A 13866-nucleotide genomic window follows, 5' to 3' on the forward strand; every position below is an offset into this window, starting at 1 on the left:
CGCACCTATTCAACAAGTTGACTATGGAGGCCGGGATGCTCGCTTTCCGCAAGGCGGTCGAGGCGCACGATCTGGCGGCGGCCGAGGCCGCGCTCGCCGATGACGTGGTCTTCACCAGCCCGGTGGCGTTCAAGCCCTATCCGGGGAAGCCGGTCACGGCCGCGATCCTGCGGGCCGTCTCGGAGGTGCTCGGGGACTTCCGCTACGTCCGGGAGATGGCGAGCCCGGACGGGCGCGACCACGCACTCGTCTTCACCGCGAAGGTCGGCGACCGGGAGATCACCGGCTGCGACTTCCTGCATCTGAACGAGGAGGGCCTGATCGACGACCTGATGGTGATGGTCCGCCCGCTCTCGGCCGCGCAGGCGCTGGCAGCGGCGATGGGGGCGCGGTTCGAACAGATCGGCCGGGAGGCCGCGGCGGGCTGACCGGTCAGGCAGGGCCTCCCGGGCGGGCACCGGGAAGCGCGCCGCGACGGACGCCATCGCGGTGCCCGGTGGAGGATGCGGGCATATTGTCCATTTATGGGCATTGCGGCACCCGCTGGGGACTCGGCGGGGGAACGTCTGGACGCGGCGGTGTCGTGTGCCGTGCGGGAGACGGGCGCGGCCGTGGCGATGCTCTATCTGCTGCCGCCCGGTGAACCGACGCTCCGGCTCGCCGTGCTCGCCGGGATTCCGGCGGAGATCGCCGATCCCTGGCTGCGGGTGCCGCTGTCCGCGCCCATGCCGGTGTCCGACGCGGTGAAGGACCGGCATCTGGTGTGGCTCGGCAGCCAGGAGGAGCTGGCCAGGCGTTATCCGCGCCCCGCGCTCGTCCTGCCGTACCGTTTCGCGCTCGCCGCCGCGCCCCTGGTCAGCGGAACGGAGGTGCTGGGCGGTCTCGTACTGCTGTGGCCCGGCTCCCATCCGGCCCAGCTCACGCCGCGGGAGCGTGCGGCGGTCCACGAGTGCTGCGGCGAGGCGGCACTGGTGCTGCACGAGGCGCGGGAGCAGGGCCGTCCGGTGAAGGCGGGGGCCGGACCGCGGGTGCTGCCGCCGGTCACCGCTCCGCCGCCCGCCCACACCGAAGCGGTTGCCGCCGCGGACTTCCTCGGCCGGCTGCCGGGCGGCTGCTGCACCCTCGACATGCACGGCAGGATCACCTTCCTGACGGAGACCGGCGCCGAACTGGTCGGCGGGCGCGTGGACGACCTGGTGGGGACGCTTCCCTGGGAGTCGCTGCGCTGGATGGCCGATCCGTTGTTCGAGGACAATTACCGGGGCGCGATGATCAGCCGGGAGCCGATGTCCTTCGTGGCCCTGCGGCCCCCGGACCAGTGGCTGTCGTTCCGCCTCTACCCGGACGCGTCCGGCATCAGCGTGTACATCACGCCGGTCGCCGGCCCGCACGCGTCGGCGCTCCCCACCGCCACGGGCGCGGCCGCATCGCCCAGCGCCCCCGGTCGTGCCGTCGCGCTCTACCACCTGATGCACCTGGCCGCGACGCTCACGGAGGCCGTGGGCATCCAGGACGTGGTCGAGCTGATCGCCGAACAGCTGGTGCCCGCGTTCCGCATCCAGGCGCTCGCCGTGCTGACCGTGGCGGAGGGGCGGCTGCGCGTCGAGGGGCACCGGGGCTTCAGCGACGAGCTGATGGAGTGCTTCGAGGGCGCGCCCCTGACCTCCGACGCGCCCGTGGCGCAGGTGCTGAGCACCGGCGTGCCCGCCTTTCACCGCACCTTCGACGAGTTCCGGCGCGCCTTCCGCCCCGCTTCGCTGCAGGAGGGCCTGGCCGCGTGGGCCTTCCTGCCGCTGTTCGCCTCCGGGCGCCCGGTCGGCACACTGGTGTTCGGTTACGACCGCACGCGCGCCTTCGAGCCGGAGGAACGGGCCCTCCTCACCTCGATCGCCGGGCTCATCGCACAGGCCCTGGACCGGGCCCGCCTGTACGACACGAAGGAGCAACTGGCCCACAGCCTCCAGGCCCACCTGCTCCCCCACACACTGCCCCGGATCGGCGGGCTCGAGGTGGCCGCCCGCTATCTGCCCGCGACGCGGGGCATGGGCATCGGCGGCGACTTCTACGACGTCATCCCGCTCGACGCCACCACGGCGGCCGCGACCATCGGCGACGTGCAGGGTCACAACGTGACGGCCGCCGCCCTGATGGGGCAGGTACGCACAGCGGTGCACGCCTCGGCCGGCGCACCACCCGCCGAGGTCCTGGCACGCACCAACCGGCTGCTCGCCGACCTCGACGCCGAACTGTTCACCAGCTGCCTCTACGTGCATCTGGACCTGGCGGGCCACCGCGCCCTGCTGGCCACGGCGGGCCACCCGCCGCCGTTGCTGCGCCATCCCGGCGGGGAAACGGAGGTGCTGAGGCTGCCGCCCGGTCTGCTGCTCGGCGTCGACCGGGACGCCCGTTACCCGACGACGGAGGTCCCGCTGCCGCCGGGTGCGGCGCTCGCCCTGTACACGGACGGGCTCGTGGAGGTGCCCGGGACCGACATGGACCGGTCGACGGCGGCCCTCGCCCACCAGTTCGGGCTGACCACCGGCCGCCCGATGGAGGCCGTCGCCGACAGCCTCGTCCGGTACGCGAAGGACGTCACGCCGGGCAGCGACGACATCGCGTTGCTCCTCATCGAGGCGCTGAGGGACGGGGACGGCTGAGGCTCGGCGGCGGGCGCTCCGCCCGCGCCGCCGCGAACGACCGGTCCGCCGCCACGAGTCCGCCGGTGCACGGGTGCCCCGGCGCGCCCAGCACCCTTTCCGCCGGGCCCTCCTCCACGACCCGGCCGTTGTCCATCACCGCGATCCGGTCCGCCCGGGCGGCGGTCGCCAGGTCGTGCGTGATCAGGACCAGTGCGCCGGTGCGCCCCGAGCGCAGCAGCCCGCTGAGCAGGCCGAGCACCTCGTCCCGGGTCAGCGGATCGAGGCCGGACGTGATCTCGTCGCACACCAGGACCCGGGGGCGGGCGAGGACCGCCCGGGCCAGTGCCGCGCGCTGGAGTTCGCCGCCGGAGAGGGCGGCGGGCAGGCGCGCCGCCTTCGCCTCCGGGAGGCCCAGGGTGCCCAGCAGTGCCAGCGCCTCGCGCCTCGCCCCGGCCGGGGCCACACCTCGCAGGCGTACCGCAGTGCGCGCCACCTGGTCGAGCACGGGGCGGTACGCGTCGAAGGCCGCCTTCGCGTCCTGGAACACGTACTGCACCCCGGCCACCTGGCTCCGGGACCGGTCGCGCAGTCCGGCCGGCAACGGCGCGCCGTCGAGCAGCACGTCCCCGTGGTGGCGGGGGTGCAGACCGCTCAGGCAGCGGGCCAGGGTCGTCTTGCCGCTCCCGGACCGGCCCACGACGGCGAGGCAGGCACCGGCCCGGACGGTGAGCGACACGCGGTCGAGCACGGGCGTCCGGCCGTGCCGCGCGACGAGGGAGCGCACGTCGAGCACCACGCCGTCCCGCCCCGCACCGCCCAGCGGCGCCCGGGCCCGCGCGTCCGCCGGGCCCGCGTCACCGGCCCGGCCGTCGCGCAGGACCACCACCTCGTCGGCCAGCGCCCGGACGACGTCCGCGTCGTGGCTGAGCAGGAGTACGGCGACCCCCTGCCGGGCCACGTCGGCGAACAGGTCCACGATCCCGCGTTTGGTCAGCGGGTCCTGACCGGTGGTCGGCTCGTCGGCGACGACGGCACGCGCGCCCAGCAGCAGGACCTGGGCGAGCACCACGCGCTGCTGCTGGCCCCCGGAGAGTTCGTGCGGGAAGCGGCGCAGGAGCCGCCCGTCGGCCGGCAGCCGGACCCGGGCGAGCGCGTCGAGTACGCGGTCCCTCGCCGCCGCCCGGCGCCCGGTGCGGGGCAGGTGCCGGACCCGGACGCGGGCCAGCTCCATGAGCAGCGCGCCGATGCGGCGGGCCGGGTTGAGCACGGCCGCCGGGTGCTGCGGCACGTAGCCGATGAGCCCCTGCGGGACGCGTACGCTGCCGGTGACCCGTGCTCCGGACGGGTATGCGCCGAGCAGGGCGAGCCCGGTGGTCGTCTTGCCGCTCCCCGAACCGCCGGTCAGCGCGGTGATCCGGCCGGGCCGCAGGCTGAGGTCCACGCCGTCGAGCACGGCGCCTCCGCCGATTTCCACCCGCAGCCCCTCGATCACGGCGACCGGTTCGCGCGCGGCGGTGCGTACAGGTGTCATCGGTGCTTCTCCGTGCGGTGCGGGCGGATGAGCGCGGCGTCGGCAAGCAGGTTGCCGCCCGTGGTGAGTGCGACGATCAGCAGGGCGGGCACCACGGTCGCCCACGGCTGCACGGACAGACCGGTGCGGTTGCGGTCCACCATGACGGCCCAGTCGGCCGCGTCCGGGGCCACGCCCACGCCGAGGAAGGCGGCGGTGGCCACGAGGTACACCGCACCGGTGAGGCGGACTCCCAGGTCCGCGGCGAGGGTGCGGCCGACGGCCCGCCCGACGTAGCCGAGGGCCAGCCGCGCCCAGGTCTCGCCCTGCATGCGCAGCGCCTCCACTGCGGGGCGCGAGGCGGCCTCCGCTCCGGCGGCCCGTACGATCCTCGCCGCGTCCGGCACGCCGACGAAGGCGACGACGGCCGCGAGCCCGGCCGGGCCCGGCCGCACGACGGCGGCGACCAGCAGAACGGCGAGCAGGGACGGCACGGAGAGCAGGACGTCCAGGGGGCGCATCAGGGCCTCCTCCAGCCAGGTCCGCCGGGTGAGGGCGCAGACGAAGCCGACGGGCAGCGCCACCGCGTAGGTCAGGGCCGTCGCCGCGACGGCGACGATGACGACGGACCGGCCGCCGAGCAGGACCTCCCGCAGCACGTCGCGGCCCGTGAAGTCGGTGCCGAGCGGGTGGCCGGCCCCGGTGGTCAGCGAGGTGCCGCGCGGTCCCGCGTCACCGGCGAACAGCGGCCCGGCCAGGGCGATCAGGAGCGGCACGCCGAGGACGAGGAGGCCGGGGGCGAAGCGCCGGGCGCCCCGTCCCCGGGCGGCCCCGTCCGGACGGCCGACGACGATGCGTTTCAGCCCGCGCCGGGAGCGGGCCACCGCCACGGCCATCATGCGGCGGCCTCCGTCCGGGGGGCGAGGCGGTGGGTGACCAGGTCGGCGCCCAGGTTGAGCAGGACCGTGACGAGGCCGAACACCACCGCGAGCCCCTGCACCGTGGGCAGATCGCGCTCCGCGACCGCGTTCATCAGGACGGTGCCGAGCCCGGGGACCACGAACAGGGCCTCCACGACGACCACCCCGCACAGCAGCCAGTCGACCGTGCGGGCCAGTTGCTGGGCGGCCGGGGCGAGGGCGTTGGGGAGGGCGTGCGCGTAGCGGACGCGGGTGCGGGAGATGCCACAGCGGCGGGCGTGTGCCACGTACGGGGAGGCCAGCGCGTCGAGCATGCCCGCGCGGACGAGCCGGGCGAGCGAACAGACCGGACGCGCGAGCAGGACGAGGACGGGCAGCACGAGGGCGGCGGGGTGGGAGGCGAGTTCGGTGCCGTATCCCACGGCGGTCGGCGGGAACCAGCCGAGCCGCAGGGCGAAGACGGCCACCAGCAGGGCGCCCAGGGCGAATTCGGGTACGGCGTACAGGCTGAGCAGCACCGCGCTGACGATCCGGTCCACCGCCCCTCCCTCGCGCCGGGCCGCCAGCACGCCGAGGCCGATCCCTGCCGGGACCAGCAGCAGGACCGTCGGCACGGCGAGCAGCAGGGTGGGGCCGAAGCCGTCGGCGAGCGCGTCGGCGACCGGCCGCCCCGAGGTCAGGGAGGTGCCGAGGTCGCCGTGGAGCAGCCCGGCGGTCCAGTCCAGCAGCCGCTCGTGGGCCGGTCGGTCCAGGTGCATCGCCGCACGGACGGCCTCGATGCGTGCCGGGTCGGGCTGGTCGCCGACGAGGGCGACGGCGGCGTCGCCCGGCAGGGCCTCGGTGGCGCCGAAGACGAGCAGCACGACGGCGGCGGTCTGCGCTGCCCCGAGGAGCAGCCGTCGCGCCACCCGGTGCCGGGTCGCGCTCACGCCAGCCACACCTTGTCGAAGCGGGCCCAGTCGAGGGTATTGGCGGGGGCCCGGTGCTCGACGCCCCGGACGTTGCGGGCGGTTCCGAGTATCCAGTCGGCGAACCCCCAGATGAGGAACGGCCCTTCGGCGTGCAGGCGGCGCTGCATGCGGGCGTAGACGTCGGCGCGCTGCTCCGGGTCCCTGGTGGACTGCGCCTGCCGGTACAGGGCGTCGAAGTCGTGGTGGCGCCAGTGGGTCGCGTTGGTGGTCGAGTCGGTGAGCAGGCGCTGCGAGAGGTGCGACTCGATGGGCATCGCCCCGGACCGGTAGCAGCACAGTGTGCCCGCGTCGAGGATGTCCTTCCAGTACGTGTCCTTGCTGCCGGTCCGTACGCGGACGGTGATGCCGGCCTTCGCGGCCTGGTCGCGGAGGACGGCGGCGGCCTCGGTGAAGCCGGTGGCGACCGGTGAGGTGTCCAGGGTGATCCGCAGGTCTTCGGCGCCCGCCTCCTTCAGCAGCCGCCGGGCCCGGCCGAGGTCCTGTTCGCGCTGCGGGAGGCCGTCGGCGTAGTACTCGTACCCCTTGCCGAAGAGGTCGTTGCCGATCTCGCCCGCTCCGGACAGGGCGCCGCGTACGAGCTCCGCGCGGTCGGCGAGGAGGAACAGCGCCTGGCGGACGCGGCGGTCGTGGAAGGGCGGGCGGTCGGTCTTCATGGCGAAGGACTGCATGGCGCTGTTGCGGAGCCGCACGATGGTCACGCGCCCGCCGTGCTCGTGGGCGCGGGCGGTGGCCGGGTTCAGCTCGTGGGCGTATTCCACCTGGCCGCCGAGCAGGGCGTTGACGCGCGCGGACTCCTCGTCGGCGACGACGAATTCCAGTTCGTCCAGGTGCGGGGCGCCCTCCCAGTAGTCGTCGTTGCGGCGCAGGAGGGTGGAGCGGCCCGGGGCGAAGGAGACGAGGCGGAAGGGGCCGCTGCCGACGGGTGCGTGGTCGAAGGCGCCCTCGCGCATCGACGCCGGAATGATGTACGCGCCGAACGCGGCCATGACGTTGGGGAATTCGGCGGTCGGGCGCTTGAGGACGAACTCCACGGTCCGCTCGTCCCGGGCACGACTGGCGGCCAGGTCGATCGGTTCGAGCGAGGCCCTGGCCCGGAAGGCGCGCTTCGGGTCGGCGATGCGCCGGTAGCTGTGCAGGACGTCGGCCGCCGTCACGGGTGTCCCGTCGTGGAAGACGGCGGGGCGCAGGGAGACCTTCCAGCGTTTCAGGGTGGCGTCCGGTTCCCAGGAGGCGGCGAGGCGGGGCTGAGCGGAGAGGTCCGCGCCGTAGTCGGCGAGCTTGTCGTACAGCGCCTTGGCGCGGGCCGCGTCGGCGAACAGGTTGCTGAGGTGCGGGTCCAGGGTCTCGCTCGCCCCTCCCCCGGCGAAGGCGGCCCTGAGCCGGCCGCCGCGGTTCGGGGGACCTGCTTCTTCCTTCGCGTCGGAGGTGCCGGGGTCCGGGGCGCCCGCGCATCCCGCGAGGGTGAGCGCGGTGGCTCCCGAGGCGATCAGGAGGCCTCTGCGGTGCGGGCCGGGAAAGTGGTCGTCGTGCATGACGGGGTGTCCTTGCCGTGTGGTGGGTTTCGGGGCCCGGATCAGGTGCGCCGGGCGATGAGGTGGAGTCGGTCGCCGGCCGTCCGGCCCGCCGGGACCGCGCCTTCGCGCCAGGCGGGTTCGGTGCGGGGGCCGGGCCCGTCGTGCAGGGCCAGCACCTCGAATCCGGCCCCGGTGACGGTGCGGCACAGCTCCCCGGGCAGCAGCAGCCGCCAGGCCGAGCGCTGTTCGACCGGGGGCGAGCCGTCGTCCGTGGTCCAGGTGCGGGTGCGGTGCAGGAGGCGTCCGGCGACGTCCACGCGCAGCCGGGTGACGGAGCGATAGGTGACGCTCTCGTGGGTGAACGCGTGGGCGGCGGGGGCGCCGTCGCGGTGGGCGTTGCCGAGGAAGTAGGCGCCGTTGCGCATCTCCGCGACGAGCAGGCCGCCGGGGGCGAGCGCCCGGTGGCAGGAGGCGAGGCATCCGGTGAGTTCCGCGTCGGTCCGGCAGTAGAGCAGCGCGCTGTCCAGGCAGACGACGGCGTCGAAGCGCCCCGCCCCGAGGTCGAAGCGGCGCAGGTCCGCGCGGAGGTAGCGGGGGCCCGGGTGGTGCCGGGCGGCGTACCGGAGCATCGCCTCGGAGAGGTCCGCGCCCGTCACCGTGCGGCCCGCCGCGTGCAGGTGGGCGGCGTCGCGCCCCGTACCGCAGCCGATGTCCAGGACGCGGGCGCCGCAGCCGTGGGTGCGCAGGCACTCCTCGGTCCAGCGTCCGGCGAGCCGTTCGGCGTCGGGGAAGCGCGCCTCGTACAGGGCCGGGTTGTCGGTGAGCAGGTTCCTGTCCTTCATCGCGGCCCCCTCACGCCCGGGCCGGCAGCGGTGCCGGCGCGGCGGGCAGGGCCCCGGTCCGGTGCAGCCGGGCGACGGCGGCGGCCGAGGCGATCCCGAGTCCGGCGCAGCACACCCACGGCAGCCACCCGGCGCCCGTGCGCGCACCGGTGTCCATCGCCCAGCCGACGACGGCGTTGCCCAGGGCGGCCGCGACGCCGGAGACCAGGTAGAAGACGCCGAAGTAGGTGCCGGTCAGCCGGGACCGGCCGAAGCCGGGCACCAGCTCCATGACGAAGGGCTGGGCGACCATGAGGCCGGCCTGCAGGAGCAGGGCACCGGCCAGCACGGGCAGCAGGCGCAGCACGGCACCGGGCGCGTCTCCCGGATCCGTGTCCGGTCCGGCGGTCACGAGCAGGGGCGGTACGAAGGCCGCGGCCATGAGCGCGAGGCCGCAGCTGATCCAGGCCGCCCGGCTGCCCCGGCGTTGCAGCGCCCGGGTGATGCGCAGCTGGAGCCCGAGCCCGGCGAGCGTCGCCACGACGAGGACCGGTCCTGCCGCGCCGTCCCACCCGGTGGCCCGGCGGGCGCCCTCGGGCAGCAGCAGATAGAGCTGGCTCTCCAGAGCGGTCATCGCCACCATGGCCAGGGCGAACGCCATGAACGGCCGGTTCCCCAGCACCTCGCGCCAGTCCGCGAGCACGCTCTCCTTGACCGGGGCGGCCTGTCCGGCGGGCAGCGTCAGGGCCTGAGCGACGGTCAGGAGCGCGAACAGCCCGGCCGCCGTCAGGGCCGCGGCCCGGAAGTCGACCAGAAGCAGCGCGCTGCCGAGGAGGGGACCGACGAGGGCCCCGGTCGTCGCGAACACGTTGAACAGGGCGAACGCCTCGGCCTTGCGCTCCCCCGCCTCCTGCGCCAGGAAGGCGCGGACGGCCGGGTTGAACAGCGCCCCTGCGAGCCCGCTGAGCATCGAGGCCGCCAGCAGCACCGCTGTCCCGTCGCCGAGGGCGAACAGGCCGAAGCCCGCGGTCCGCAGGGCGCAGCCGGCGATGATCACGCCCCGGGCGCCGAGCCGGTCCGCCGCCGAGCCGCCCAGGATGAACAGCCCCTGCTGGCTGAGGTTGCGCACGCCGAGCACGGTGCCGACGGCGGCGGCGGACATGCCGAGGTCGCGGCTCAGGTGGACGGCGAGGTAGGGGATGAGGAGGTAGAAGCCGGTGTTCACGCCGAGTTGGTTGACCAGCAGGAGGCGGACGGCCGGGCTGAACTCGCGCCATGGCGTCACCGTCGCACCCCCGTCGTGCTCGGATGTACGCCGAGCCCCGGCCGCGCACTCGCGCGTACGGTGCCGTCGTCGCCGCCGATGCCGGTCCAGGGGTCGTGGGCGAGCAGGAGATGGCCGTCCAGGTCGGTCCACCGGGCCCGGTCGGCGAGGTGGACGGCGGGGGCGATGCCGAGTGAGCTGGCGGTGAGGCAGCCGAGCATGAGATCCGTTCCGCTTCCGGCCATCAGGGTGGCGATGCGCAGGGCCGCGCCCGGTCCGCCGCACTTGGCGAGCTTGACGTTGATGCCGTGGACGCGTCCCGCGAGGCGGCGGGCGTCCTCGAAGGAGACCGCGTCCTCGTCCGCGACGATCGGCAGCGGTGACCGCGCGGCGAGCCGGGCCAGCCCTTCCGGGTCCCCCGGTGCGACGGGCTGTTCGACGGCCTCGACGCCCAGTTCGGCGAACCGTCCGAGCAGCCGGGGCGCGGCGGACCCGTTCCAGCCGCCGTTCGGGTCGAGCAGCAGGCGTACGCCGGGGGCGGCGGCGCGGACCGCGCGGACCCGGGCGAGGTCGTCCTCGGGGTCCGCCGAACCGGCCTTGACCTTGACGACCGTAAATCCCCGGTCCGCCAGACGGGCGGCGAGGGCGGCGGCCCGGGCGGGCGTGGTGATGCCGATGGTCCGGGCGGTGGCGGCCGTGGGTGCGGTGGAGGAGCCGAGCAGTCGGTGCACGGGCTCACCGGTGCGTTTGCCGACGAGATCGAGGAGCGCGGACTCCACGGCGGCCGTGACCGCCGGGGGCGCGTCGGTGGCCTCATCGGGCAGTGCGGCCAGGGCGGTCTCGGGGTCGGCGAATCGGGCGAGTGCGCGGGAGGCCCGGTGCAGCCACTGGTACAGGGCCCCGGTGTCCAGCCCGTAGTACACGCTGGTGACGGCTTCGCCGTATCCGTGGAGGCCCTGGTGCTCGACGGTCAGCCGGACGGCGTGCCGGGCGGTCGTGGTGGACCGGGAGATCCGCAGCGGCTCGGCGAGCCGGAGTTCCACCGTGCCGAGGGTGCACTTCATCGAGGCTCCTGGGGGCGGGTGACCGTGGTGCAGCGGGTCCAGCCCGTGGCCTCCGCGGCGCCGGGGTGGGAGATCTCGACGGGGCGGGTCGCGGGGGCACCCGTACGGAGGCCGTGCAGGGCGTTGAAGCCGTCGTCGAAGACGCTGCCGAGGTAGCGGTGCGGGCCGTCCGGGAAGACCGTGGCCACGACCGCGCCCGGGTGCACGCGGGCGGCCCAGGCCGCGACGAGGGCGACGGCCCCGGTGCTCCAGCCGCCGCTGACGAAGTTGCCCCTGGCGAGCCTGCGGCAGCTGTCGGCGGCCTCGGCGGGGCCGACCCAGTGGACCTCGTCGAAACGCTCGTGGGCGACGTTGCGGGGATGGATGCTGCTGCCGAGCCCGCGCATGAGCCGGGGCCGGGCGGGCTGGCCGAAGATGGCCGAGCCGGTGGCGTCGACACCGATCAGCCGCAGCGCGGGCCAGTGTCCGCGCAGCGAGGCGGCGGTTCCGGCGCTGTGCCCGCCGGTGCCGACGCTGCACACCAGCACGTCCACCCGGTCGAGCCGGGCGGCGATCTCGGCGGCGAGCGAGGCGTAGCCGGCGGTGTTGTCGGGGTTGTTGTACTGATCGGGCCAGTAGGCGTCCGGCAGTGCGGTCAGCAGCTCGCGGAGCCGAGTGAGCCGGGCCGCCTGCCAGCCGCCTTCCTCGGCGGGGCGGTCGACCAGCTCGAGCCGGGCGCCGTGGGCGCGCAGCAACTGCCGCATGGACGGTTCGAGTTCGGTGTCGCCCACCAGGATCACGGGGTGGCCGAGTGCCTGGCCCGCGAAGGCCAGGCCGATGCCGAGTGTGCCGGACGTCGACTCCACGACCGGTGCGCCGGGCCGGAGTTCGCCGCGCTCCTCGGCTCCCCGGAGCATCGAGACGGCGGCGCGGGCCTTCATGCCGCCCACCCCGAAGCCTTCGAGCTTGGCCCAGAATCCGGGGTGCGGACAGGGCAGTGGTGCGGTGATCCGGGCGAGCGGGGTGCGCCCGACCAGGCCGAGCAGTTCGCGGTTGCCGGCGGGGCGCAGGAGTGCTGTGGTCACCGGGTGCCTCCGTACTGGTGGATGGTGCCGGGGCCGCCGTCGAGCCAGAAGAAGGGGTACGGCTCCGCGGACACGGCGGTGACCCCGGAGCCGATGAGCCGGGGCAGCACCGCGCTGCCCGTCTGCGCGAACATCACGAGCGGCTTGCCGTACCGCAGGGCGTGGGACCTGAGCTGTTCGAAGCTGCCGTTGCCGAGGGTCATCCCGGAGGCCAGTACGGCGTCGCAGCGGCCGAGGTGGTCCGCCGCGTCGCCGCGTACCGGCTCGTCCCACTCCGTGGTGCCGCCCTTGAGATCGCAGGGCACGTACCGCAGTCCGCGCTCACGCAGCGCTTCGAGGAGGGAGTTGACCACGCCGACGACGAGCACCGTGCGGCCGGGCGGGAGGCCGAGCAGGCCGACGACGGCGCGCGCCCTGGCCCGCGACCTCTCCAGCGAGCCCCCTGCGGGCAGCGGCAGCGGCCGGGCGCCCGAGGCGGGGCCGTGCGGCAGGGCGTGCATGAGGAAGGCGTCGAGTGCCGCGATCCGCACGGGCAGCAGGGGGTGGGCGAGCAGCGCGGCGGCGTCGGTGCCGACGCAGTCGTCGGCCGCGGTGTCCGGCAGTTCGCCCGGCTCGACCGCGCAGGAACCGACGGCGGCGCCGATGCGCAGGCTCAGCACCTCGTTGCGGTAGCCACGGGCCCGCCCCGGATGCCTGACGGACTGGCGGGTGGTGAAGGCGGTGCTGACGCGGAGGGCCCTGGGGTCGTGCCCGTACGCGCCGGCCAGAACCCGGGAGACAAGCTCCTCGCACGAGCCGGGGGCCGAGGCGGTGGCGGTGTGCGCGGTCATCGGGACACCATCCGGGGGCGGAGGCCCGCCAGCAGCGCTTCCACCCGGGCGCGGGCGCCCGGCCCGCCGGGGTCGCCCGCCATCACATGGCCGAGGTAGGCGTTGTTGCTGCCCACCGCGGTGACCCGGGTGCCGGGCGCGGCGAGGCTGAGCTCCAGCACGTCGTCGGCCTCGCCGACCGTATCGCCGCCGTCGATGCCGTCCAGCACTCCCCCGGTGGCGGGCAGCAGGAAGCCGATGGCGGCGCTGCGCAGTCCGGTGTCGTGCACCCGCAGATCCGGCTCCTCGCCGAGGGCCACGCTCACGCAGGCGGCGGCGAGGTCGATGCCGGTCACGTGCCGGACCAGTTCGGTGATGCGGTTCCCGGCCGGGCGTGGGTTGACCTCCACCACACGGGGTCCCGCGGGCGTCAGTTTGATCTCGGTGTGCGCGACGACGCCGTCCAGGCCCAGCGCCTCGACCGCCCGGACCGCCGTGTCCCGGGCCGCTCGGGCGTCCTGGTCGGTGAGGGCCGCCGGGAACATGTGCCCGGTCTCCACGAAGGCCGGTGCGCCGCCGGTGCTCTTGTCGGTCACCCCGATCACCCGGGTCCGTCCCCGGTGCGTGACCGTCTCGACGCTGACTTCGGGGCCGTGCAGCAGCTCTTCCAGCAGGACCACGGGGGAACGCCGTTGTCCTCGCGCGTTGACCGGGAAGTCGGCGAGGGCCCGGTGGGCCTCGGCCAGCTGTGTCTCGTCGTCCACGCGGCGCACCAGCATCCCGGCGCACAGGTCCACGGGCTTGACGACCAGCGGCAGTCCGATGCGGGCCGCCGCCTCGGCGGTTCCGGCCCAGTCGGCGCAGACCGCGTAGCGCGGTCCGGGGACTCCGGCGCGGGCGAGGACGTCGCGGGTGGCGTCCTTGCGGCAGGCGTTCTCGATCGCCTCGGGGGCGGGGCCGGGCAGACCGAGCCGGGCGGCGATCCGGGCGGCCAACGGCAGGTAGTAGTCGCAGGAGGACACCACCGCGTCGAAGCCCATGGCCCGGTGGGCTCGTTCGGCGAACGGCAGCAGGCGGTCCGGGTCGTTGGTGGGGGCCGTCAGCACGTTCCGGGCCGTGAGCAGGGGGTGCCGGGCGCCCTCCGGCGCCGAGCGCAGGTAGTGGTGCAGATCGCGGGTGAGGAAGGTGAATGCGTGCCCGCCCTCCCTGATCGCTCTCGGCAGCAGCCTGCTCATGGACCCGACCCAGCTCTCGACCATCAGCAGATGAGCCACAACTCCCCCTTGTGAA

General features: G+C 75.0%; 12 protein-coding genes. 2 read left to right on the forward strand and 10 right to left on the reverse strand.

What is annotated here, in order from left to right; translation table 11 throughout:
• Positions 1-35: 35 nt before the first annotated feature.
• Both AB0L33_RS14415 and AB0L33_RS14420 read left to right on the forward strand, forming a co-directional pair.
• Entirely contained in the window at positions 36-428 is a 393-nt protein-coding gene (locus AB0L33_RS14415; RefSeq protein ID WP_365681121.1) for a nuclear transport factor 2 family protein, read from the forward strand.
• Between the two features lie 96 nt (positions 429-524).
• Positions 525-2657 carry a SpoIIE family protein phosphatase gene (locus tag AB0L33_RS14420; protein WP_365681123.1) on the forward strand — a complete coding sequence of 711 codons (2133 nt, stop codon included), beginning with the start codon at positions 525-527 and terminating at the stop codon, positions 2655-2657.
• Here AB0L33_RS14420 and AB0L33_RS14425 read toward each other — a convergent pair.
• From AB0L33_RS14425 to AB0L33_RS14470, 10 genes are read right to left on the reverse strand one after another with little or no spacing between them, the layout of a single operon-like run.
• Entirely contained in the window at positions 2626-4170 is a 1545-nt protein-coding gene (locus tag AB0L33_RS14425; RefSeq protein ID WP_365681125.1) for an ATP-binding cassette domain-containing protein, read from the reverse strand. The genes AB0L33_RS14420 and AB0L33_RS14425 overlap by 32 nt on opposite strands.
• Positions 4167-5045 carry an ABC transporter permease subunit gene (locus tag AB0L33_RS14430; RefSeq protein WP_365681417.1) on the reverse strand — a complete coding sequence of 293 codons (879 nt, stop codon included), beginning with the start codon at positions 5043-5045 and terminating at the stop codon, positions 4167-4169. The genes AB0L33_RS14425 and AB0L33_RS14430 overlap by 4 nt, the downstream gene beginning before the upstream one ends.
• Positions 5045-5998, reverse strand: coding sequence for an ABC transporter permease (locus AB0L33_RS14435; RefSeq protein ID WP_365681127.1), 954 nt, complete (start codon positions 5996-5998; stop codon positions 5045-5047). The genes AB0L33_RS14430 and AB0L33_RS14435 overlap by 1 nt, the downstream gene beginning before the upstream one ends.
• Positions 5995-7572, reverse strand: a complete 1578-nt coding sequence (locus AB0L33_RS14440; protein WP_365681129.1) for an ABC transporter substrate-binding protein — start codon at positions 7570-7572, stop codon at positions 5995-5997. Before AB0L33_RS14440 ends, AB0L33_RS14435 begins: the two co-directional genes overlap by 4 nt.
• Positions 7573-7613: 41 nt before the next feature.
• Positions 7614-8396: a class I SAM-dependent methyltransferase gene (locus AB0L33_RS14445; RefSeq protein WP_365681132.1), complete on the reverse strand. Its 783-nt coding sequence runs from the start codon at positions 8394-8396 to the stop codon at positions 7614-7616.
• Between the two features lie 10 nt (positions 8397-8406).
• Positions 8407-9660 carry an MFS transporter gene (locus tag AB0L33_RS14450; protein WP_365681134.1) on the reverse strand — a complete coding sequence of 418 codons (1254 nt, stop codon included), beginning with the start codon at positions 9658-9660 and terminating at the stop codon, positions 8407-8409.
• Complete coding sequence (locus AB0L33_RS14455; protein ID WP_365681136.1) at positions 9657-10703, reverse strand: enolase C-terminal domain-like protein; 1047 nt, start codon at positions 10701-10703, stop codon at positions 9657-9659. The genes AB0L33_RS14450 and AB0L33_RS14455 overlap by 4 nt, the downstream gene beginning before the upstream one ends.
• Entirely contained in the window at positions 10700-11767 is a 1068-nt protein-coding gene (locus AB0L33_RS14460) for a cysteine synthase family protein (RefSeq protein ID WP_365681138.1), read from the reverse strand. Before AB0L33_RS14460 ends, AB0L33_RS14455 begins: the two co-directional genes overlap by 4 nt.
• Positions 11764-12597: a DUF364 domain-containing protein gene (locus AB0L33_RS14465; protein WP_365681140.1), complete on the reverse strand. Its 834-nt coding sequence runs from the start codon at positions 12595-12597 to the stop codon at positions 11764-11766. Before AB0L33_RS14465 ends, AB0L33_RS14460 begins: the two co-directional genes overlap by 4 nt.
• Entirely contained in the window at positions 12594-13850 is a 1257-nt protein-coding gene (locus AB0L33_RS14470; protein WP_365681142.1) for an ATP-grasp domain-containing protein, read from the reverse strand. The genes AB0L33_RS14465 and AB0L33_RS14470 overlap by 4 nt, the downstream gene beginning before the upstream one ends.
• Positions 13851-13866 lie beyond the last annotated feature (16 nt).

It is taken from the genome of Streptomyces sp. NPDC052299, from assembly GCF_040679335.1.
GTDB lineage: Bacteria > Actinomycetota > Actinomycetes > Streptomycetales > Streptomycetaceae > Streptomyces.

Excerpts from the sequence above, each read along its gene's own strand:
- AB0L33_RS14440 (WP_365681129.1), bottom strand. The coding sequence starts at position 7,572 with ATGCACGACGACCACTTTCCCGGCCCGCACCGCAGAGGCCTCCTGATC.
- AB0L33_RS14445 (WP_365681132.1), bottom strand. The coding sequence starts at position 8,396 with ATGAAGGACAGGAACCTGCTCACCGACAACCCGGCCCTGTACGAGGCG.
- AB0L33_RS14425 (WP_365681125.1), bottom strand. The coding sequence starts at position 4,170 with ATGACACCTGTACGCACCGCCGCGCGCGAACCGGTCGCCGTGATCGAG.
- AB0L33_RS14415 (WP_365681121.1), top strand. The coding sequence starts at position 36 with ATGCTCGCTTTCCGCAAGGCGGTCGAGGCGCACGATCTGGCGGCGGCC.
- AB0L33_RS14420 (WP_365681123.1), top strand. The coding sequence starts at position 525 with ATGGGCATTGCGGCACCCGCTGGGGACTCGGCGGGGGAACGTCTGGAC.
- AB0L33_RS14465 (WP_365681140.1), bottom strand. The coding sequence starts at position 12,597 with ATGACCGCGCACACCGCCACCGCCTCGGCCCCCGGCTCGTGCGAGGAG.
- AB0L33_RS14430 (WP_365681417.1), bottom strand. The coding sequence starts at position 5,045 with ATGGCCGTGGCGGTGGCCCGCTCCCGGCGCGGGCTGAAACGCATCGTC.
- AB0L33_RS14455 (WP_365681136.1), bottom strand. The coding sequence starts at position 10,703 with ATGAAGTGCACCCTCGGCACGGTGGAACTCCGGCTCGCCGAGCCGCTG.